The 19,385-nt window shown below is 46.8% G+C and carries 25 protein-coding genes; 21 read left to right on the top strand and 4 right to left on the bottom strand.

All coding sequences use genetic code 11. The annotated features are described in order from the left end of the window. Positions 1–51 precede the first annotated feature (51 nt). Complete coding sequence (locus ING2E5A_RS11460) at positions 52–1,656, top strand: CTP synthase (RefSeq protein ID WP_071137508.1); 1,605 nt, start codon at positions 52–54, stop codon at positions 1,654–1,656. Positions 1,657–1,692: 36 nt separating this feature from the next. Here the strand turns inward: ING2E5A_RS11460 and carB are convergent, their stop codons facing one another. From carB to ING2E5A_RS11440, 4 genes are all read right to left on the bottom strand, one after another. Then, complete coding sequence (gene carB, locus ING2E5A_RS11455; RefSeq protein WP_083373432.1) at positions 1,693–6,048, bottom strand: carbamoyl-phosphate synthase (glutamine-hydrolyzing) large subunit; 4,356 nt, start codon at positions 6,046–6,048, stop codon at positions 1,693–1,695. A gap of 220 nt (positions 6,049–6,268) precedes the next feature. After that, positions 6,269–6,796 (bottom strand): DUF4252 domain-containing protein, encoded by a 528-nt coding sequence (locus ING2E5A_RS11450; RefSeq protein ID WP_071137507.1) that lies wholly within the window; start codon positions 6,794–6,796, stop codon positions 6,269–6,271. A 56-nt stretch (positions 6,797–6,852) separates the two neighbouring features. Beyond that, positions 6,853–7,416, bottom strand: a complete 564-nt coding sequence (locus tag ING2E5A_RS11445) for a hypothetical protein (RefSeq protein ID WP_071137506.1) — start codon at positions 7,414–7,416, stop codon at positions 6,853–6,855. Beyond that, positions 7,413–7,922, bottom strand: a complete 510-nt coding sequence (locus ING2E5A_RS11440) for an RNA polymerase sigma factor (RefSeq protein WP_071137505.1) — start codon at positions 7,920–7,922, stop codon at positions 7,413–7,415. The genes ING2E5A_RS11445 and ING2E5A_RS11440 overlap by 4 nt, the downstream gene beginning before the upstream one ends. A 321-nt stretch (positions 7,923–8,243) precedes the next feature. Between ING2E5A_RS11440 and rpsL the strand changes: the two genes are divergently transcribed. The 20 genes from rpsL to rplF all read left to right on the top strand — a co-directional run bounded on the left by rpsL (position 8,244) and on the right by rplF (position 19,377). Continuing rightward, complete coding sequence (gene rpsL, locus ING2E5A_RS11435) at positions 8,244–8,651, top strand: 30S ribosomal protein S12 (RefSeq protein WP_071137504.1); 408 nt, start codon at positions 8,244–8,246, stop codon at positions 8,649–8,651. Positions 8,652–8,811: 160 nt separating this feature from the next. Beyond that, positions 8,812–9,288: a 30S ribosomal protein S7 gene (gene rpsG, locus ING2E5A_RS11430; protein ID WP_071138343.1), complete on the top strand. Its 477-nt coding sequence runs from the start codon at positions 8,812–8,814 to the stop codon at positions 9,286–9,288. A 24-nt stretch (positions 9,289–9,312) separates the two neighbouring features. Then, a complete protein-coding gene (fusA, locus tag ING2E5A_RS11425; protein WP_071137503.1) occupies positions 9,313–11,442 on the top strand; it encodes an elongation factor G in 2,130 nt (709 codons plus the stop codon). A 15-nt stretch (positions 11,443–11,457) separates the two neighbouring features. Then, the gene (rpsJ, locus tag ING2E5A_RS11420) at positions 11,458–11,763 is read left to right on the top strand and encodes a 30S ribosomal protein S10 (protein WP_071137502.1); all 306 of its coding nucleotides are present in this window, start codon (positions 11,458–11,460) and stop codon (positions 11,761–11,763) included. 92 nt (positions 11,764–11,855) lie between these two features. Further along, positions 11,856–12,473, top strand: a complete 618-nt coding sequence (rplC, locus tag ING2E5A_RS11415) for a 50S ribosomal protein L3 (RefSeq protein WP_071137501.1) — start codon at positions 11,856–11,858, stop codon at positions 12,471–12,473. 1 nt (position 12,474) lies between these two features. Further along, the gene (gene rplD / locus ING2E5A_RS11410) at positions 12,475–13,104 is read left to right on the top strand and encodes a 50S ribosomal protein L4 (protein ID WP_071137500.1); all 630 of its coding nucleotides are present in this window, start codon (positions 12,475–12,477) and stop codon (positions 13,102–13,104) included. Between the two features lie 12 nt (positions 13,105–13,116). After that, on the top strand, positions 13,117–13,410 hold the full coding sequence (rplW, locus tag ING2E5A_RS11405; RefSeq protein WP_071137499.1) for a 50S ribosomal protein L23: 294 nt from the start codon (positions 13,117–13,119) through the stop codon (positions 13,408–13,410). Positions 13,411–13,418: 8 nt separating this feature from the next. Next, entirely contained in the window at positions 13,419–14,246 is an 828-nt protein-coding gene (gene rplB, locus ING2E5A_RS11400; RefSeq protein ID WP_071137498.1) for a 50S ribosomal protein L2, read from the top strand. 23 nt (positions 14,247–14,269) lie between these two features. Then, positions 14,270–14,539, top strand: a complete 270-nt coding sequence (rpsS, locus tag ING2E5A_RS11395) for a 30S ribosomal protein S19 (protein WP_071137497.1) — start codon at positions 14,270–14,272, stop codon at positions 14,537–14,539. A 33-nt stretch (positions 14,540–14,572) separates the two neighbouring features. Then, a complete protein-coding gene (gene rplV / locus ING2E5A_RS11390; protein WP_071137496.1) occupies positions 14,573–14,983 on the top strand; it encodes a 50S ribosomal protein L22 in 411 nt (136 codons plus the stop codon). Positions 14,984–14,992: 9 nt separating this feature from the next. After that, positions 14,993–15,754, top strand: a complete 762-nt coding sequence (gene rpsC, locus ING2E5A_RS11385; protein WP_071137495.1) for a 30S ribosomal protein S3 — start codon at positions 14,993–14,995, stop codon at positions 15,752–15,754. A gap of 6 nt (positions 15,755–15,760) precedes the next feature. Continuing rightward, entirely contained in the window at positions 15,761–16,189 is a 429-nt protein-coding gene (gene rplP, locus ING2E5A_RS11380) for a 50S ribosomal protein L16 (RefSeq protein WP_071137494.1), read from the top strand. Positions 16,190–16,199: 10 nt separating this feature from the next. Then, complete coding sequence (gene rpmC / locus ING2E5A_RS11375; RefSeq protein ID WP_071137493.1) at positions 16,200–16,400, top strand: 50S ribosomal protein L29; 201 nt, start codon at positions 16,200–16,202, stop codon at positions 16,398–16,400. Positions 16,401–16,409: 9 nt separating this feature from the next. Beyond that, on the top strand, positions 16,410–16,667 hold the full coding sequence (gene rpsQ / locus ING2E5A_RS11370) for a 30S ribosomal protein S17 (protein WP_071137492.1): 258 nt from the start codon (positions 16,410–16,412) through the stop codon (positions 16,665–16,667). 1 nt (position 16,668) lies between these two features. After that, positions 16,669–17,034: a 50S ribosomal protein L14 gene (gene rplN, locus ING2E5A_RS11365; protein WP_071137491.1), complete on the top strand. Its 366-nt coding sequence runs from the start codon at positions 16,669–16,671 to the stop codon at positions 17,032–17,034. A gap of 21 nt (positions 17,035–17,055) precedes the next feature. Continuing rightward, entirely contained in the window at positions 17,056–17,376 is a 321-nt protein-coding gene (gene rplX, locus ING2E5A_RS11360; protein ID WP_071137490.1) for a 50S ribosomal protein L24, read from the top strand. Then, positions 17,376–18,017 (top strand): 50S ribosomal protein L5, encoded by a 642-nt coding sequence (gene rplE / locus ING2E5A_RS11355; RefSeq protein ID WP_083373326.1) that lies wholly within the window; start codon positions 17,376–17,378, stop codon positions 18,015–18,017. The genes rplX and rplE overlap by 1 nt, the downstream gene beginning before the upstream one ends. Positions 18,018–18,020: 3 nt before the next feature. Continuing rightward, complete coding sequence (gene rpsN / locus ING2E5A_RS11350; RefSeq protein WP_071137489.1) at positions 18,021–18,290, top strand: 30S ribosomal protein S14; 270 nt, start codon at positions 18,021–18,023, stop codon at positions 18,288–18,290. A gap of 120 nt (positions 18,291–18,410) precedes the next feature. Next, entirely contained in the window at positions 18,411–18,806 is a 396-nt protein-coding gene (gene rpsH, locus ING2E5A_RS11345; protein ID WP_071137488.1) for a 30S ribosomal protein S8, read from the top strand. 16 nt (positions 18,807–18,822) lie between these two features. After that, the gene (gene rplF / locus ING2E5A_RS11340; RefSeq protein WP_071137487.1) at positions 18,823–19,377 is read left to right on the top strand and encodes a 50S ribosomal protein L6; all 555 of its coding nucleotides are present in this window, start codon (positions 18,823–18,825) and stop codon (positions 19,375–19,377) included. Positions 19,378–19,385: the final 8 nt, after the last annotated feature.

Here is a 19,385-nt window from a genome sequence, read left to right as displayed (position 1 = left end):
ATATAACCTGACAATACCGGAAAGCAGCGATTAAATAAAAGAGACTCAACAATGGAGAAAACGAAGTACGTATTCGTGACGGGCGGAGTAGTGTCGTCACTGGGCAAAGGTATTATTGCCGCGTCGCTGGGCAAACTGTTGCAGGCACGCGGTTTTAGGGTAACAATTCAGAAACTGGATCCCTACATCAATATCGATCCGGGAACTCTGAACCCATATGAGCATGGCGAGTGTTATGTAACGGTGGACGGGCAGGAGACCGACCTGGATCTGGGGCATTATGAACGCTTCCTGGGTGTGGAGACGCACCGGGAAAATAACGTTACTACGGGAAGGATTTATCAGAACGTCATCAACAAGGAGAGAAGGGGAGATTATCTTGGAAAGACGGTACAGATCATACCTCACATCACAGACGAGATCAAGGAGAATATCAAGTCGTTCAGCAGCAAGGGGTTCGATTTTGTGATCACGGAGATTGGCGGCACCGTGGGCGATATTGAGAGCTTGCCCTATATCGAAAGTGTGAGGCAGTTGAAGTGGGAAATGGGAAAGAACTGCCTGATCGTACACCTCACCTATGTGCCCTATATTGCTGCTGCCAGGGAGCTGAAGACCAAGCCTACACAACACTCCGTAAAGATGCTTCAGGAGCAGGGTGTGCAGCCCGATCTCCTGATCCTGCGTACTGAACACCACATCTCAAAGGAGTTGCGGAAAAAGATCGCGCTGTTTTGTAATGTGGAGCCAGATGCCGTCATGCAGTCGATCGATGCATCTACTATCTACCGTGTCCCGCTCAATATGCAGCAGGAGAGGCTGGATGAAGTGGTACTTACCAAGATGGGTATTGAGCCGGACAAGATTCCCTCGGCCAACATGGAAGAGTGGACACGCTTTGTGGAGAGGTTTGAGAATGCAACCGAGACGGTCAGAATCGGACTGGTGGGCAAATATGTTCAGTTGCCCGATGCCTACATGTCCATTATTGAGTCGCTAAAACATGCAAGTGCTTTTCACAACAGGAAACTCGACCTGAAACTGATCCTCTCTGATGATATTACGCCGGAGAACGTGGAGGGGAAATTGAAGGGGCTCGACGGAATGGTTGTTGCGCCAGGATTTGGCCAGCGTGGCATGGAAGGAAAGTTTACCGCACTGAAGTATGCCCGTGAAAACAATGTCCCATGTCTGGGCATCTGCATGGGGATGCAGACGATGTCGATCGAATTTGCCCGCAACGTGCTGGGTTACGCAGATGCCAATAGTACCGAAATTGATCCAGCCACCTCGCACAATGTGGTGGATATCATGGAAGAGCAGAAACATATCCTGAACCTTGGCGGCAGCATGCGTCTGGGTGCTTATGGCTGCAAGCTGAAGGAGGGGAGCAGGGTTCACGGCATTTATGGCAAAACCGAGATCAGTGAACGTCATCGCCATCGCTATGAGTTCAATAATGCATATAAGGCAGAGTTTGAAGCTGCCGGGATGATTTGTAGCGGACAGAACGATACGCTCGATCTGGTGGAAATCATTGAACTTACCACCCACAAGTGGTATATTGGGGTACAGTTCCACCCCGAATACAGCAGTACGGTAATCCACCCCCATCCCCTGTTTGTCAGCTTCGTTGGGGCGGCTACCGGTTTGTGAGAGGAGTGAATATTTGAACCGTCTCCATGCCACCCGTTACTTATATTCTCCCCAGTGCTTGATCTCGATATCTTCTGCTTTCATATTGCAGAATGCCTTGATAAAGGCACTGGCCAGCCGTGCGTTGGTGATGAGCGGAATATTGAAATCGATAGCTCCCCGACGGATTTTGTAGCCGTTTGTTAATTCCCTTTCGGTCAGGTTTTTGGGTATATTGATAACCAGATCTACCTCCTTTCCTGCAATCATCTCAGTTACTTTCGGTGCCCCCTCTTCGTCGGGCCATGCGACATAGCTGCACCTAACGCCGTTCTCTTCAAGAAACTTCTGTGTGCCGCTGGTGGCAAAGAGGTTGTAACCGTTGTCTGCCAGCAGCCGGCAGGCATCCAGCAGCGCCACTTTCGATTTGGTGCTTCCTGATGATACGACGATATTCTTTTCCGGTATCCGGTATCCCACCGAAAGCATGGCGGTAAGCAGTGCGTCGTCGAAATGGGTTCCGATACAGCCCACCTCACCGGTAGAGGCCATGTCAACTCCCAATACAGGGTCGGCTTTCTGCAGACGGGTGAACGAGAATTGAGATGCTTTGATTCCCACATAGTCCAAGTCGAATGCCGATTTTTCGGGCCGTTGGACCTCTTCTTCCAGCATGACACGGGTAGCCAGTTCAATAAAATTGATCTTGAGTACTTTGGAGACAAACGGAAATGAGCGCGAAGCCCTGAGGTTGCACTCGATCACCTTGATATCGTTGTCCTTTGCCAGGAACTGGATATTGAAGGGTCCGGAGATGTGCAGTTCGCGTGCGATCTGACGTGCGATCTGCTTGATCCTGCGGACGGTCTGCGTGTAGATCTTCTGCGGCGGGAACTGGATGGTAGCATCGCCCGAATGGACGCCGGCAAATTCCACATGTTCCGAGATCGCATAGACCACCAGCTCCCCTTTTTGTGCCACGGCATCGATCTCAATCTCTTTTGCTCCCTCGATGAATTCAGAAACAACCACCGGGTACTCTTTGGAGACTTCCGTGGCCAATGTCAGGAAGCGCTCCAGTTCGCTTGTATTGGAGCAGACGTTCATTGCTGCCCCAGAGAGGACATAGGAGGGACGTACCAGCAGCGGGAAGCCCACCTCCTTTACAAATTGATGGATATCTTCGAGTGTCGTCAACTCTTTCCAGCGTGGTTGATCTATTCCCAGACGGTCGAGCATGGACGAGAACTTGTGGCGATCTTCGGCATTATCAATGTCTACTGCCTGAGTGCCCAGTATCTTTACTCCCGATTGATCCAGCCGTACTGCAAGGTTGTTGGGTATCTGACCACCCGTGGAGACGATCACGCCCTTCGGATTTTCGAGCTCAATGATATCTCTCACCCGTTCGTAGCTCAACTCGTCAAAGTAGAGCCGGTCGCACATATCGTAATCGGTTGAGACCGTCTCGGGATTATAGTTGATCATTACCGAGCGTAACCCCCTTTCCCGGATGGTGTTGAGGGCGTTAACTGAGCACCAGTCGAACTCGACCGACGAACCGATGCGGTATGCTCCCGAGCCCAGTACGATCACCGAGCGACGGTCGCCCAGATATTTGACATCATTGGCGATTCCGTTGTAGGTCAGATAGAGGTAGTTGGTCTGGGCCGGATATTCGGCCGCCAGGGTATCGATCTGTTTCACTACCGGCAGGATTCCCCGTTTGACACGTTCGTCGCGAATGGTATCCTTGGGCATCGGTTTCTTATATATCAGCTTTTCTATCTGGTAATCTGAAAAGCCGCTTTTCTTTGCCCGGATAAACAGTTCGGTTGGAACCTCCTCCTTGTTTCCAAATTGCTCGATGGAGTGGGCAATGTCTACAATATTCTTCAATTTATAGAGGAACCAGCGGTCGATTTTTGTCAGCCCGTAGATCTTCTCCACCGTGTATCCCTGCTCAAATGCCTGTGAAAGGAAGAAGACCCGTTTGTCGGTGGGCACATTCAGGTTCTTGTCCAGTTCGTCGGTGACCAGTTGTTTGTTTCCGGTGAAACCGTGCATCCCCTGTTGAATCATCCGCAGTCCCTTCTGGAATGCCTCTTCGAAACTTCTGCCGATCGCCATGATTTCGCCGACCGATTTCATCGAGGAGCCGATTTCACGGCTTACGCCATGGAACTTTGCAAGGTCCCAGCGCGGAATTTTGCAGACGATATAATCGAGGGCAGGTTCAAAGAATGCGGTGGTCTCTTTGGTCACAGAGTTCTTCAGTTCGGGAAGTCCGTAACCTAGACCCAGTTTTGCGGCGACGAAGGCGAGCGGGTATCCGGTTGCCTTTGAAGCCAGTGCCGAAGAGCGGCTCAGGCGTGCATTCACTTCAATTACCCGGTAATCCTCCGAAACCGGATCCAGTGCATATTGGACATTGCATTCGCCCACAATACCGATGTGGCGAATGATGCGGATCGCAAGTTCGCGCAGTTTGTAATATTCGCTGTTGGACAGCGTCTGCGAGGGGGCTACTACGATACTCTCACCTGTATGTATGCCCAGCGGATCAAAGTTCTCCATGTTGCAGACCGTGATACAGTTGTCGTACCGGTCGCGCACCACCTCATATTCAATCTCTTTCCAGCCCTTCAGCGATTTTTCCACCAATACTTGCGGGGAGTAGTTGAAGGCTTTCGTAACGAGTGATCTGAGCTCCTCCTCATTGTCACAGAATCCGCTGCCCAAGCCTCCCAATGCATAAGCGGCACGTACGATCACCGGATATCCGAGGTTGTCGGCAGCCTTTATGGCATCATCCAGTGTGGTGACCGCTTCACTGCTGATATATTTCACCCCGATTTCAGAAAGCTTCCGGTTGAAGATTTCCCGGTCTTCCGTATCGATAATGGCCTGGACCGGCGTGCCAAGCACGCGGACGTTGTATTTTTCGAGTATCTTCTTTCTGTAGAGTGCCACACCGCAGTTGAGTGCCGTCTGTCCACCAAACGAGAGGAAAATGCTGTCGGGACGCTCTTTTGCAATCACTCGCTCTACAAATTCAGGTGTTACCGGCAGAAAGTAGACCTTGTCGGCAATACCTTCCGATGTCTGAACGGTCGCGATGTTCGGATTGACCAGCACGGTCTCGATACCCTCCTCCTTAAGTGCCTTCAGGGCCTGCGAGCCGGAGTAGTCAAATTCACCGGCCTCACCTATCTTGAGGGCTCCCGAACCCAGCAGAAGTACTTTTTTAACCTCCCCTTTTTCTACCCCCTGATAGATCTGCTTGGCGACCAATTTAGCATCGAGTTCATCTTCGATCAGTTTCGGGATCGAAACGTTTTCCTCCTCAAGTGTCCGGATGAAGACATCGAATAGAAACTCGGTATCGGTTGGCCCTGCCGATGCTTCGGGGTGAAACTGGCATGAAAACCAAGGCTTGCTCTTATGCCGGATACCTTCGTTCGTGCCGTCGTTCATGTTTACAAAGAGAGGCTCCCACTCCGAGCCCAACGACTCATTGTCTACTGCAAAGCCGTGGTTTTGTGAGGTGACGAAGGCCCGTTGTCTCCCTGCAAGCTGCACCGGCTGATTGCAGCTGCGGTGACCATATTTCAGTTTATATGTCTTTGCTCCTCCTGCCAGCGACAGCAACTGGTTCCCCATGCAGATACCGAATATCGGCTTGCCGTTCTGCATCGCCTTGCGGATGTTGTCTATGGTTGCTGTACAGTACGCAGGATCGCCGGGACCGTTGGAGATGAACAATCCGTCGAACTCCATGCTGTTGAAATCGTAATCCCAGGGTACGCGAATGACCGTAGTGTCGCGTTTGAGCAGACAGCGGATGATGTTGTTTTTCACGCCACAATCAACAAGGACCACCTTGTGTTTCCCGTTGCCGTATACAATCACCTCCTTGCAGCTGGCCTTTGCTACCTGGTTCTCGTCATCGGGATTGACAAACGGTATGTCGGGCTCATCCGGAAAGACCAGCTTGCCGAGCATTGTCCCCTTCTCCCTTACCAGTTTGGTAAGTTCACGGGTATCGATGCCGTATACTGCCGGTACTTTGTTCTCCTTCAGCCAGTCGCTAAGACTTTTTGCCGCGTTCCAATGGCTGTATTCAAAAGAAAAATCGGAAACAATAAGACCGCTTGCCTGTATTCTTTCCGATTCATAAAAAGTGGAAATACCTTGCGTTGTTTCCTCTTTCGGTACGCCGTAATTACCAATCAGCGGGTAAGTGAGCGTTAAAATCTGTCCGAGATAAGACGGGTCTGAAAGACTTTCGGTGTACCCGACCATTCCGGTGCTAAAAACAACTTCACCGGCAACCGGGGCCTCGTAACCAAATGATTTTCCTTTAAATACTGTTCCGTCTTCTAAAATGAGGTGGAGTGATTTGTTATACATATATTGTCTGATGTGGATCCGATACTTGAGCTGAACAACCCGCCGTATCAAAAAGTTTGGCAAATTTACAAATTCTCTTTCATTCTGATTCAAAAAATGCGGTATTTTTGCACCTCCAAAAATGTTGCAGGCGGCTAAACTCACGTTCCGCCGCCTGCTCATCGTTTAAATATAAAAAAGAAAAAAGTTATTTGTGTTTATCCGCTTGGATTAAACCGGATCAGTTTTCTCTATCGTTGTCCTTATTCAACAGCGGTTCTTCCGCCCTCTTCTCCTGCAATGAGTCGGAGAGTTTAGAGATCGAATTGAGATCTATATTGCCCGAAACGGTAATGATGGTCAGTTTGCTCTCATTATCCAAAGCAATAAGAATCAGGTCCTGCATCTTCTCATCGCTCTTCCTTAACAGGATATTTATTTGCGATCCCTTCTCGTTGATCGAAGCCAGCTCCTCGAAATCGCTGAATTCGGCGGCTGCCATCTCCTTTGCCTTGTCGTAATAGTGTCTTGAATCTGACCTGTTTTCCGTTGTAATAATGCGTATGCTCTTCAGTTCACGAAAGGTCGCTTTCAGCTCTTCATCGCTGGTGTTTGCCGCCATCTTGTCGAGCATTGCCTTTCCGATGTTGACATTGCTAACGGGGCGTTCCGGTTCGACGCACTCCTTAAGGAATCTCGTGATAAAATCGCCGGCAAAGGCGGAAGATGCCATAAACAGCGTTAACAGGAACAAAAAGATTCTTTTCATGCAATTATACTCTTTTCAATTCTTTTTAATGAAACTCGCTTTTTTGCAGGCCAGCCTTACAGTCGTCCGGGTTTGACATCCTTGTTGAAATCGGGATCTATTGGCACAATTTCGGTACTCAGGGAGTCAATTTCAGACCAGTCCAGCTCCAGGTTGTCCAGCTGTTCCAGCGATTTGAGTGATGCCTCTTCGGTGGCCTGAATGGCCCTCGATAGCTTGTCGAGCGCCAAAGTAGCCTGTTGCATGGCAGCTTCCGGGTCGTTGTATGTCTCGGCAAATACCTGGCTGTTCTGTCTGGAAAAGAGATAAACCGAGATTCCGATCCCCGTCACAAGGAGTACCGATGCTGCGATACGCAGGAGGGGTTCAAATATCCTGATGGTGATGTACCGGTTTTGACGCTCTGCCTTGCGGATCGATCCGACTAGCCTCTCTTCGAAGCCATCCCCCGGTTTAAGGGCCTGTAGATTACGTCTGTATGTAAAGAGCGTGACATATGGCTGCAACTTTTCGGGAACATTGCCCGACCTGAAGAACTCCTGCAGCTCCATCTCCTCCGAAATCGAGGTCTCGCAAGCCCAATATTTATCAAGTAATTCAGTTATTCTTCCGTTATTCATTCTCGTCTGCCCGATAATTGTTTTTTTAATCTCCCCCGCGCCCTGAAGAGGCTGACTTTTACCATCTCCTCGCTCATCTGGAGGGTGTCGGCAATTTCCCTGTAGCTCATCCCCTCAATCTCCCGGAGTTGGAACACCATCTTCTGCTTTTCAGGGAGCTGATCGATACAGTTATATAATAATGTGTATCTTTCAGTCTCCTCCAGTTTGTTGAACGGCGTTACACGATCGGTAAAGGTTGAACTCTCCAGCTCGGGTGAAATGTTCTCAGTTTTTCGAATCTCCAGCGACTCCATCCGGTCGAGCGCCAAATTCTTTGTGGCGCGGAAGCAATAGGCTTCCAGATTTTCGATGTTATCCCATTCGTCAATTTTTGACCAAAGCTTGACAAACATGTCCTGCACAATGTCTTCTGCTTCGGCGGAATCTCTCACAATGCTCCACGCAAGGCGGAAGAGTTTATCCTTTAGCGGTAGAATGATCCGATGGAATTTATCGCGACTCATTACAAGGATGACGGTTAAGTACTGAAAAAGTTACACAGTTTTGCGAAAATAGTTTTTTTTTCTCATTTTTTCCGGTTTGATGATTTTTTTAGCGAGGAGGTTTCGGTATATGGATTGGCCCTCATCTGTAAAAATAGTTGAAAAAACACCCCTTATAATTTGCATATCATATTGATTCTTTGTAATTTTGTGCCGTTTTTAACCCCAGAAATGTCGTTTTTCGATATTAATTATTTGATTATATTTTAGTTATAATTAAAGGGGGATTGTGTATAGGATTTAATTCATCAGTAAAATAAAAGACAAAAAGAAAGTAGAAAAATGCCTACAATTCAACAATTAGTAAGAAAAGGCCGTACGGTTATTGAAGAGAAGAGTAAATCCCGCGCGCTTGATTCGTGTCCGCAAAGACGCGGTGTATGCGTTAGGGTTTATACTACCACTCCGAAAAAACCTAACTCAGCAATGAGAAAAGTGGCCCGTGTGCGTTTAACTAACACTAAGGAGGTGAATGCTTACATTCCGGGTGAAGGGCACAACTTGCAAGAGCACTCAATCGTATTGGTGCGTGGCGGTCGTGTAAAGGATCTTCCCGGTGTACGTTATCACATTGTTCGTGGAACATTGGATACTGCCGGAGTAAACGGCCGTACTCAGCGTCGTTCCAAGTACGGGGCTAAGCGTCCTAAGCCGGGAGCTGCTGCCAACTCGGGAGCAAAGAAAAAATAGTTCCGCTCAATAGAAGTACGCTTTAATTTATCGTTAAATTCATGTAGAATCGCTGTTGGAATTTTTGGGAAAAGCTACTATAGGTTGAGTAAATGGTTCAGAGGAACCGTTGAAGACAGATAAAAACGGCAACCAAACACAACACAAATCAGTAAAAACAATGAGAAAAACAAAACCTAAAAAAAGACAGGTTCTTCCAGATCCTGTATATGGTGATGTAAGGGTGACAAAGTTTGTTAACCACCTTATGTATGACGGAAAGAAAAGTATCTCTTATGATATCTTCTATTCCGCATTGAACACAGTAAAGGCTAAATTGCCCAACGAAGAAAAATCGGCTCTCGAAATCTGGAAAGCCGCACTCGACAATATTACACCGCAAGTAGAAGTTAAGTCACGCCGTGTTGGCGGAGCAACTTTTCAGGTTCCTACTGAAATTCGTCCCGAACGGAAAGAATCCATTTCAATGAAAAACCTCATTCTTTATGCTCGCAAAAGAGGAGGAAAAACGATGGCAGACAAATTGGCTGCCGAGATTGTTGACGCTTTCAACAATCAGGGTGGAGCATACAAACGTAAAGAGGACATGCACAGAATGGCAGAAGCAAATAGGGCTTTTGCTCACTTCAGATTTTAATTTAAAGACGGATAGGTAAAAAAGATGGCAAAAGGTTCAAAAGAAGCATTAGTTTTCACTCGCAACATCGGTATCATGGCTCACATCGATGCCGGAAAGACAACTACATCGGAGCGCATCCTGTTTTATACGGGGTTGACACATAAGATTGGAGAGGTGCACGATGGAGCAGCCACGATGGACTGGATGGAGCAGGAACAGGAGAGGGGTATCACCATCTCTTCCGCTGCAACTACAGCGAACTGGAAATATAATGACAAGACATACAAGATCAATCTGATTGACACTCCGGGACACGTTGACTTTACCGTGGAGGTTGAACGTTCACTGCGTATCCTCGATGGAGCTGTAGCTGCGTTTTGCGCCGTAGGAGGCGTGGAGCCGCAGTCTGAGACGGTGTGGCGTCAGGCTGACAAATACAAGGTGCCGCGTATCGGTTACGTGAACAAGATGGACCGTTCAGGCGCAAACTTTTACGAGGTGGTTCGCCAGGTAAAAGAGGTGCTTGGAGCAAACCCCTGTCCTATTCAGATTCCCATCGGTGCTGAAGAGAAATTCAAGGGCGTGGTAGACCTGATCAGGATGAAGGCGCTTTACTGGCACGATGAGACGATGGGGGCAGAATATCACATTGAGGATATTCCTGCCGATCTGGTTAACGAGGCCAACGAGTGGAGAGAAAAGATGCTCGAAACCATCGCCGAGTTCGATGATGTGTTGATGGAGAAGTTCTTCGACGATCCTTCAACTATTACCGAAGATGAGATCAGGAGTGCTGTAAGGAAGGGAACCCTTTCGATGCAGATCAACCCGATGATCTGCGGTTCTTCGTTTAAAAACAAGGGTGTGCAGCCATTGCTCGATTCAGTATGTGCCTATCTGCCCAGCCCGGTTGATACCGAGGCTATCGAAGGTACTGATCCGCGTGACTCGGAAAAGGTTGTCGTACGTCATCCCGATCCAAACGAACCGATGTGTGCGCTGGCATTCAAGATTGCTACCGACCCTTATGTTGGTCGTCTCTGCTTCTTCCGTGTCTATTCGGGAGAACTTGAAGCCGGTTCATATGTCTACAATTCCCGTTCGGGGAAAAAAGAGCGTATCTCGCGACTGTTCCAGATGCACTCCAATAAACAGAATTCAAGAGATTTTATCGGTTGCGGCGACATCGGTGCAGGGGTAGGATTCAAGGATATCCGTACCGGCGATACGCTCTGTGATGAAAATCACCCGATTGTACTGGAATCGATGGACTTCCCCGATCCGGTTATCGGTATCGCCATTGAGCCCAAAACCCAGAAGGATCTTGACAAACTTTCGGTTGGTCTGGCCAAGCTGGCAGAAGAAGATCCCACCTTTACCGTAAAAACCGACGAGGAGACGGGTCAGACGGTTATCTCCGGTATGGGTGAACTTCACCTGGAGATCATCATCGACCGCTTAAAACGTGAGTTCAAGGTTGAGGCCAACCAGGGACGTCCCCAGGTATCCTACAAGGAGGCTATTACCAAGGCGGTTGAATTGCGCGAGGTATACAAGAAACAGACAGGTGGTCGCGGTAAGTTTGCCGATATCATCGTACGGGTTGAACCGGCCGATCCCGATTTCGACGGCGAACTGCAGTTTATCGACGAGGTGAAGGGAGGAAATATTCCCAAGGAGTATATTCCTGCTATCCAGAAGGGCTTCCAACGTGCAATGAAAAATGGTGTTCTTGCCGGATATGCACTGGATAAACTCAAAGTCACGGTAATTGACGGATCTTACCATCCGGTCGACTCCGATCAGCTGTCGTTCGAGATCTGTGCAATGCAGGCCTTCAAGAATGCCTGTGAAAAAGCAGGACCGGTTCTGATGGAACCGATCATGAAAGTGGAAGTGGTAACTCCCGAAGAGAGTATGGGTGATGTGATTTCTGACTTGAACAAGCGTCGTGGACAGATCGAAGGAATGGAATCGAACCGTTCTGGAGCACGCATTGTAAAGGCCAAGACTCCTATGTCGGAAATGTTCGGTTACGTGACATCATTGCGTACAATTACTTCAGGAAGGGCTACATCTACAATGTCTTTCGACCATTTTGAGGAAGTATCACCCTCTATTGCAAGACAGGTGTTGACGGAAATAAAAGGTCGCGTTGATTTGATTAAATAACAATATTAAAATAATATGAGCCAAAAAATCAGAATTAAACTGAAGTCTTACGATTACAGCCTGGTTGATAAATCGGCAGAGAAGATCGTAAAAACCGTAAAAGCTACGGGTGCAGTTGTTAGCGGACCCATTCCGTTGCCCACGCACAAACGCATATTTACCGTGAACCGCTCTACATTTGTAAACAAGAAATCGCGCGAGCAATTCGAACTCTCATCATTCAAGCGGTTGATCGATATCTACAGTTCGACAGCCAAGACCGTTGATGCATTGATGAAGCTTGAGTTGCCGAGTGGAGTAGAGGTAGAGATTAAAGTGTGATAAACAGGAGAAGAGAGCCAGGGAAACCGATTTTCGTGAATCTCAGCTCCTGGCTCTTGCATCTAAATATTAATTAATTAAACAACAGAGAAATGCCAGGATTAATTGGAAAAAAAATCGGAATGACATCCGTTTTCAGTGCCGAGGGAAAAAATATTCCATGCACTGTTATCGAAGTAGGTCCTTGCGTGGTTACTCAGGTAAAAACCGTTGAAAAAGATGGTTATGACGCTATTCAGCTCGGGTTTGAAGATAAGAAGGACAAACACACACCGAGTGGAGAAAAGGGTCATTTCAAAAAAGCCGGAGTTACCCCGAAGAGACACTTGGCCGAGTTCAAAGGATTTGGAAACGACTACAAGTTGGGGTCTGAAATCACTGTTGATCTTTTTAGCGATGCCGTTTACGTGGATGTAATCGGTACATCGAAAGGAAAAGGTTTCCAGGGTGTAGTAAAACGTCACGGTTTCGGTGGGGTTGGACAGTCTACCCACGGTCAGCATAACCGTTTGCGTGCTCCGGGTTCAATCGGTGCCTGTTCTTATCCCGCAAAAGTATTCAAGGGAACCCGCATGGCCGGACAAATGGGAAACAAACGGGTGACCGTTCAAAATCTTCAGGTGATTAAAGTTATACCCGAACACAACCTTTTGCTGTTAAAGGGTTCGGTTCCGGGATGTAAAGGTTCAATTGTAGCAATAGAGAAATAAAATGGAATTAAGCATATACAATATCAACGGAGAGGTAACAGATAAAAAGGTGACACTCAACGATTCCATTTTCGGAATTGAACCTAACAATCATGTTATCTGGTTAGACGTAAAGCAATATCTGGCCAACCAACGTCAAGGTACACACAAATCGAAGGAGAGAAGCGAGATAACCGGAAGTACCCGCAAGCTCATTCGCCAGAAAGGTAGCGGTGGAGCCCGTCGTGGTGATATCAAATCGCCAGTGATGGTAGGTGGTGGAAGGGTATTCGGCCCCAAACCTCGCGATTACAGCTTCAAACTCAACAAGAAGGTAAAAGCGCTGGCACGTCGCTCGGCACTTTCGTTAAAGGCTAAAAATGAAGCAATTCTGGTAGTGGAGGACTTCAGTTTTGATGCACCCAAAACCAAGAGTTTTGTAGAGTTGACAAAAAAACTGCAAGTGGCTGATAAAAAGCTACTTTTCGTTTTGCCAAGTCAAAATAAAAATGTATATTTGTCGGCTCGAAATTTGCCGGGAGTTGAAATTATAACTGCCTCAGATATAAACACATACAAAATTATGAACTGTGCAAGCCTGGTGCTTACAGAGTCGTCTGTTGCGGTGATTGATGATTTACTTAAAGCATAAGGAGAGAAAACAATGGGAGTAATAATAAAGCCAATATTTACAGAAAAGCAGACCGCCCTTACCGAAAAATTCGAAAACAGGTACGGTTTCATTGTTGTGCCCGGTGCTAACAAGGTAGAGATCAAGAACGCCGTCGAGTCCCTTTACAATGTTCACGTAGAACAGGTAAACACGATGAAATACGATGGCAAGATAAGAAACCGCTATACCAAATCGGGGGTAGTAACCGGCAGCACGCCGGCCTATAAAAAGGCAATCGTAACCTTGAGAAAAGGTGAGACAATCGATTTATTCAGCAATATCTAGTTTAAAAAATGGCAATACGTAAATTAAAGCCCACAACACCGGGGCAAAGACACAAGATTATCGGTTCTTTTGATAATATCACTGCAACAGAACCGGAAAAGTCTCTTGTAGTTGGTAAAAAAAGTACAGGTGGACGCAACAATTACGGTAAGATGACTATCGGTTACATTGGCGGCGGACACAAAAAGCGCTTTCGTTTTATCGATTTCAAGAGAACAAAAGATGGAATTCCTGCCGTTGTAAAAAGCATTGAATATGATCCCAACCGTTCCGCACGCATCGCGTTGCTCTATTACGCCGACGGAGAAAAGACATATATCCTTGCTCCCAATGGACTGGAAGTAGGAACCACAGTGATGTCGGGACCGGAAGCCGCTCCCGAAGTTGGCAACACGCTGCCGCTGGCAAACATACCTCTCGGTACTGTAATTCACAATATCGAGTTGCGTCCTGGACAGGGAGCAAAGATGGTACGTTCAGCCGGAACATTCGCCCAGCTCGTTTCGCGTGAAGAAAACTATGCGATCATCAAAATGCCGTCGGGTGAGGTTCGTAAAATTCTTGCTACATGTAAAGCTACTATAGGAAGTGTTGGTAATTCAGACCATGCTCTGCAACAATCAGGTAAAGCCGGTCGTTCCAGATGGCTCGGACGTCGTCCGCACACGCGCGGGGTTGTTAAAAACCCGGTTGATCACCCCATGGGTGGTGGTGAAGGACGTGCATCGGGAGGTCATCCGCGTTCGGCAAAAGGCATCTATGCTAAGGGCTTGAAAACAAGAGCTCCGAAGAAGCATTCTTCTAAATATATCGTTGAAAGAAGAAAGAAAAAGTAATCCCTGACTAATAAGTAAAGACTATGAGCAGATCATTAAAAAAAGGTCCCTATATCAACATAAAATTGGAGAAGAAAGTGATCGAGATGAACGAAAGCGGTAAAAAAGCTGTCGTGAAAACTTGGGCACGTGCTTCAATGATTTCCCCCGATTTCGTGGGCCACACGATTGCCGTACACAACGGAAACAAGTTCATACCGGTGTACATTACCGAAAACATGGTAGGGCATAAGTTAGGAGAGTTTGCGCTGACACGCACATTCCGTGGACATTCAGGCAACAGGAAGAAATAATCGGGGCTTAACTGAATAAAAAATAGTAAAGAGATGAGTGCAAGAAAAAGAATATCAGCAGAACGACGCAAAGAGAGCCGCAAAGAGGTTGCTTTGGCTGTGTTGAAAAATGCCCCTTCATCGCCCCGTAAAATGCGATATGTTGCAGATATGGTGCGTGGAATGGAAGTGTTTAAAGCATTGGGTGTTTTGAAGTTCTCCACCAAGGAGGCTTCGAGAAGAGTTGAAAAACTGTTGCTTTCGGCTATTTCCAACTGGGAACAGAAAAACGAACGTAAAGCCGAAACAGGCGAACTTTTTATCAAAACAATTTCTGTAGACGAAGGTTCTACGCTGAAAAGACTTCGTCCCGCACCGCAAGGCCGCGGTTACAGAATCCGCAAACGTTCGAATCATGTGACAATTGTGGTAGATACTTATAAAAAAGAACAAGAACAAAATTAATAGAGGCAGATGGGACAAAAAGTAAATCCGATTGCAAATCGTTTGGGTATCATCAGAGGATGGGACTCTAATTGGTACGGTGGAGATAATTACGGCGAAATGATGCTGGAAGACAGCAAGATTCGCACTTATTTGAACGCTCGTCTGGCCAAAGCAAGTGTTTCTCGCATTGTCATTGAAAGAACGCTGAAACTGGTTACCATCACTATATGCACTGCCCGCCCGGGGATTATTATCGGTAAAGGCGGCCAGGAGGTGGATAAACTGAAGGAAGAGCTGAAGAAGATTACCGACAAGGATGTCCAGATCAATATCTTTGAGATAAAGAAACCTGAAATCGATGCGGTTATCGTTGCCAATAACGTGGCTCGTCAGCTTGAAGGAAAGATCGCTTACCGCCGTGCGGTGAAGATGGCTATTGCTTCTGCCATGAGAATGGGAGCTGAAGGTATAAAGATTCAGGTCTCAGGCCGGTTGAACGGTGCTGAAATGGCCCGCTCGGAGATGTACAAGGAGGGAAGAACTCCGCTTCATACCTTCCGTGCCGACATCGATTACGCACACGCTGAAGCGCTGACCAAAGTCGGGTTGATCGGTATCAAAGTCTGGATCTGCAAGGGAGAGGTTTACGGCAAGAAAGATCTGGCACCCTCGTTTGCATCGGCAAAGGAGAGCCGCTCACAAGGCGGTGCTGGACGCAGCGACAGAGGTAACCGTCCCGAAGGAGGCAGAGCCAGAAGAAACAGAAGAAATAACAACAAAAACGCATAAACCAATATGTTACAACCGAAAAAAACAAAATTTAGAAGACAGCAGAAAGGTCGTATGAAAGGCCTTGCCAGTCGCGGTAATCAGTTGGCATTCGGTTCGTTCGGGATTAAGTCGTTAGAATCAAAATGGATCACCGGTAACCAGATCGAGGCTGCCCGTGTGGCCGTTACACGATATATGCAACGCCAAGGACAAGTTTGGGTACGCATCTTCCCCGATAAGCCAATTACCAAAAAACCTGCTGAAGTACGTATGGGTAAAGGAAAAGGTAACCCTGAAGGATACGTGGCACCTGTTACTCCCGGTAGAATACTGTTCGAGATTGAAGGGGTACCCTACGATGTAGCAAAGGAAGCTCTCCGCCTGGCAGCTCAGAAATTGCCGGTTACGACAAAATTTATTGTCAGAAGAGATTATGAACAACCTCAAAACTAATTCGTAAGGTATGAAAAAAAATCAAGAATACAAAGAATTGTCCGATAAGGACTTGAGGGAGAGATTGGAAGCTGAGCAGTTAGACCTGATTCAGACAAAGATCTATCACAGCACGACTCCGCTCGACAATTCGGGTTCGATAAGAGAAAAACGAAGAAATATTGCACGTATTCAGACCGAATTGCGCGCTCGTGAATTGAAAAAAGATTAATAAACAATAATGGAAACGAGAAATTTAAGAAAAGAAAGAATCGGGGTCGTTTTCAGCAACAAGATGGATAAAACCATCACAGTTACTGTAAAATGGAAAGAGAAACACCCTATATATGGGAAGTTCGTTAATAAAACGAAAAAATTTCACGCCCATGATGAAAAGAACGACTGTAATATCGGAGATACAGTGCGTATAATGGAAACGCGTCCTTTGAGCAAAACAAAGAGATGGAGAGTGGTTGAAATAATAGAAAGGGCCAAGTAAGATGATACAGCAGGAATCAAGATTGAACGTGACCGATAACAGCGGAGCCAAGGAAGCCCTTTGCATTCGCGTATTAGGCGGAACAAGAAGACGCTATGCGTCTGTTGGGGATGTAATTGTTGTGGCAATCAAAAGCGTAATCCCTTCGAGTGACATTAAAAAAGGGGCCGTATCAAAGGCTATCATTGTTCGTACGAAAAAAGAGATTCGCCGTGCCGATGGTTCATATATCCGTTTCGACGATAACGCCTGCGTGTTGTTGAACAATGCCGGCGAGTTGAGAGCAAGCCGTATCTTTGGGCCGGTCGCACGCGAATTGCGTGCTACGAACATGAAGATTGTTTCATTAGCGCCCGAAGTACTTTAATCTATTAAACAATCACACACAATGAGTAAATTACATATCAAAAAAGGAGATACGGTTTATGTGAACTCCGGTGAGGACAAGGGCAAGACGGGACGTGTGCTCGAGGTAATCGTAGCCAAGAACCGCGCCATTGTCGAAGGTGTCAACATCGTGTCGAAGCATACAAAACCCAATGCACAGCATCCTAACGGAGGCATTGAAAAGAAAGAGGCTTCCATTCATATCTCGAAACTGAATCTGATAGATCCGAAGACCGGCAAGCCTACTCGCATTGGTAGAAAACTGGACAGTAAAGGTAAGTTAGTACGTTATGCAAAAAAATCAGGGGAGGTAATTAAGTAATGGCTAAAGAAGTAAATAAGGAAAAAGCGGCAAAAGCCGCAGTTCAGAACGAGGCTCAGGCTGCTCCCCAAAAAGATGGCCAGGGTGTAAGTACCGTTACGCTCAAGAAAGAGTATGCCGAAAGGATCGTCCCTGCTCTGATGAAGGAGTTCGGATACAAGTCGGTCATGCAGGCTCCAAAACTTGAGAAGATTGTTATCAACCAGGGATTGGGTATCGGAGTAGCCGACAAGAAGATCATCGAGACTGCGATTAATGAATTGACGGCAATAACCGGTCAGAAAGCAGTAGCAACCTACTCGAGAAAGGATATCTCAAACTTCAAGCTGCGTAAAAAGATGGCCATCGGTGCCCGTGTCACGCTGCGTCACGACAAGATGTATGAGTTTCTCGAAAGACTTATCCGTGTTGCTTTACCGCGTATCCGCGACTTCAGGGGAATTGAAGGTAAACTCGACGGAAGAGGAAACTACACCTTGGGAATCCAGGAGCAGATCATCTTCCCGGAGATCAATATCGACAGCATCTCCCGGTTGCTCGGTATGAACATTACGTTCGTAACCACCGCCGCAACCGATGAAGAGGGCTACGCACTCCTCAGAGAATTTGGATTACCATTTAGAAACGAAAAAAACAAGTAAGAGATGGCAAAAGAATCAATGAAAGCCCGCGAGGTGAAAAGAGCTAAAATGGTTGCCCGTTATGCCGAAAAGAGAGCGAAATATCTGGCAGAAGGCAATTATGAAGCACTTCAGACCATCCCTAAGAATGCGTCGCCGGTGCGTCTGCACAACCGTTGCAGCATCACTGGACGTCCGAAAGGATATATGCGTCAGTTTGGCATATCGCGTATTCAATTCAGGGAAATGGCTTCAAAAGGGCTTATTCCCGGAGTGAAAAAAGCAAGCTGGTAATTTAATCGGTGAATATAATATCAGGATTGAAAACGTTTTACTTCGCTTTTCAAGCTTGATTGAAGAAAATAAGAGATAAATATTGTCCCGGCAGTCGGGATCAATTTAAATTTTTTAATAATGACAGATCCAATAGCAGACTATTTGACGCGGTTGAGAAATGCGATCCAGGCGAAACATCGCGTGGTACAAATTCCCGCATCAAACTTAAAAAGAGATATCACCAAGATTCTCTACGACAAAGGCTACATACTTAATTACAAGTTTGTAGACGACGGACCGCAAGGCTCGATTATGATCGCCTTGAAGTACGATCCGGTTAATAAAGTGAATGCGATCAAGAAACTGATCCGTGTATCAACACCAGGGTTACGTAAGTATACCGGCTACAGGAATATGCCTAGGGTACTGAACGGTTTGGGTATTGCCATATTGTCTACTTCAAAAGGAGTAATGACGGATAAAGAAGCTGCTGTTCAGAAGATCGGCGGTGAAGTATTGTGTTACGTTTATTAATCAGGAGGAGAACAGTATGTCAAGAATAGGAAAATTGCCCATAACATTGCCTGCCGGCGTCTCAGTAGCGGTAGGAGAAGACAACGTGGTTACGTTGAAAGGCCCGAAAGGGGAACTGACACAGCGTGTAAATCCTGATATTAAAGTGGTAGTGGAAAATGGCGTTTTAACCGTCGAAAGACCTACCGACGACAAAGAACACAGAGCCATGCACGGTCTCTACCGTTCGTTGCTCAATAACATGGTGATTGGTGTTTCTGAAGGATTTCGTAAGGAACTGGAACTTGTGGGTGTTGGGTACCGTGTAGCCAACAACGGACAAATTCTGGAGCTGTCGCTGGGTTATACCCATAGTATATTTATGCAGTTACCCCAGGAGATTAAAGTGGAAACCAAAATGGAGAGGAACAAGAATCCGCTTATTATTCTGGAGTCTTCCGACAAACAGCTGCTCGGACAGGTTTGTGCAAAAATCCGTTCGTTCCGCAAACCCGAACCTTATAAAGGTAAAGGTGTTAAGTTTGTTGGTGAACAGATCCGTCGCAAGTCGGGCAAGACAGCAGGTAAATAATTTACGTA

Source organism: Petrimonas mucosa, from assembly GCF_900095795.1.
Classification (GTDB): Bacteria; Bacteroidota; Bacteroidia; order Bacteroidales; family Dysgonomonadaceae; genus Petrimonas; species Petrimonas mucosa.
Note: the sequence above shows the minus strand (reverse complement) of the source record. Positions and strands in the feature narration are given on the sequence as shown.

What these genes read in the sequence shown, in the direction of transcription:
- ING2E5A_RS11460 (WP_071137508.1), top strand. Translation starts at nt 52, where the DNA reads ATGGAGAAAACGAAGTACGTATTCGTGACGGGCGGAGTAGTGTCGTCA.
- carB (WP_083373432.1), bottom strand. Translation starts at nt 6,048, where the DNA reads ATGTATAACAAATCACTCCACCTCATTTTAGAAGACGGAACAGTATTT.
- ING2E5A_RS11450 (WP_071137507.1), bottom strand. Translation starts at nt 6,796, where the DNA reads ATGAAAAGAATCTTTTTGTTCCTGTTAACGCTGTTTATGGCATCTTCC.
- ING2E5A_RS11445 (WP_071137506.1), bottom strand. Translation starts at nt 7,416, where the DNA reads ATGAATAACGGAAGAATAACTGAATTACTTGATAAATATTGGGCTTGC.
- ING2E5A_RS11440 (WP_071137505.1), bottom strand. Translation starts at nt 7,922, where the DNA reads ATGAGTCGCGATAAATTCCATCGGATCATTCTACCGCTAAAGGATAAA.
- rpsL (WP_071137504.1), top strand. Translation starts at nt 8,244, where the DNA reads ATGCCTACAATTCAACAATTAGTAAGAAAAGGCCGTACGGTTATTGAA.
- rpsG (WP_071138343.1), top strand. Translation starts at nt 8,812, where the DNA reads ATGAGAAAAACAAAACCTAAAAAAAGACAGGTTCTTCCAGATCCTGTA.
- fusA (WP_071137503.1), top strand. Translation starts at nt 9,313, where the DNA reads ATGGCAAAAGGTTCAAAAGAAGCATTAGTTTTCACTCGCAACATCGGT.
- rpsJ (WP_071137502.1), top strand. Translation starts at nt 11,458, where the DNA reads ATGAGCCAAAAAATCAGAATTAAACTGAAGTCTTACGATTACAGCCTG.
- rplC (WP_071137501.1), top strand. Translation starts at nt 11,856, where the DNA reads ATGCCAGGATTAATTGGAAAAAAAATCGGAATGACATCCGTTTTCAGT.
- rplD (WP_071137500.1), top strand. Translation starts at nt 12,475, where the DNA reads ATGGAATTAAGCATATACAATATCAACGGAGAGGTAACAGATAAAAAG.
- rplW (WP_071137499.1), top strand. Translation starts at nt 13,117, where the DNA reads ATGGGAGTAATAATAAAGCCAATATTTACAGAAAAGCAGACCGCCCTT.
- rplB (WP_071137498.1), top strand. Translation starts at nt 13,419, where the DNA reads ATGGCAATACGTAAATTAAAGCCCACAACACCGGGGCAAAGACACAAG.
- rpsS (WP_071137497.1), top strand. Translation starts at nt 14,270, where the DNA reads ATGAGCAGATCATTAAAAAAAGGTCCCTATATCAACATAAAATTGGAG.
- rplV (WP_071137496.1), top strand. Translation starts at nt 14,573, where the DNA reads ATGAGTGCAAGAAAAAGAATATCAGCAGAACGACGCAAAGAGAGCCGC.
- rpsC (WP_071137495.1), top strand. Translation starts at nt 14,993, where the DNA reads ATGGGACAAAAAGTAAATCCGATTGCAAATCGTTTGGGTATCATCAGA.
- rplP (WP_071137494.1), top strand. Translation starts at nt 15,761, where the DNA reads ATGTTACAACCGAAAAAAACAAAATTTAGAAGACAGCAGAAAGGTCGT.
- rpmC (WP_071137493.1), top strand. Translation starts at nt 16,200, where the DNA reads ATGAAAAAAAATCAAGAATACAAAGAATTGTCCGATAAGGACTTGAGG.
- rpsQ (WP_071137492.1), top strand. Translation starts at nt 16,410, where the DNA reads ATGGAAACGAGAAATTTAAGAAAAGAAAGAATCGGGGTCGTTTTCAGC.
- rplN (WP_071137491.1), top strand. Translation starts at nt 16,669, where the DNA reads ATGATACAGCAGGAATCAAGATTGAACGTGACCGATAACAGCGGAGCC.
- rplX (WP_071137490.1), top strand. Translation starts at nt 17,056, where the DNA reads ATGAGTAAATTACATATCAAAAAAGGAGATACGGTTTATGTGAACTCC.
- rplE (WP_083373326.1), top strand. Translation starts at nt 17,376, where the DNA reads ATGGCTAAAGAAGTAAATAAGGAAAAAGCGGCAAAAGCCGCAGTTCAG.
- rpsN (WP_071137489.1), top strand. Translation starts at nt 18,021, where the DNA reads ATGGCAAAAGAATCAATGAAAGCCCGCGAGGTGAAAAGAGCTAAAATG.
- rpsH (WP_071137488.1), top strand. Translation starts at nt 18,411, where the DNA reads ATGACAGATCCAATAGCAGACTATTTGACGCGGTTGAGAAATGCGATC.
- rplF (WP_071137487.1), top strand. Translation starts at nt 18,823, where the DNA reads ATGTCAAGAATAGGAAAATTGCCCATAACATTGCCTGCCGGCGTCTCA.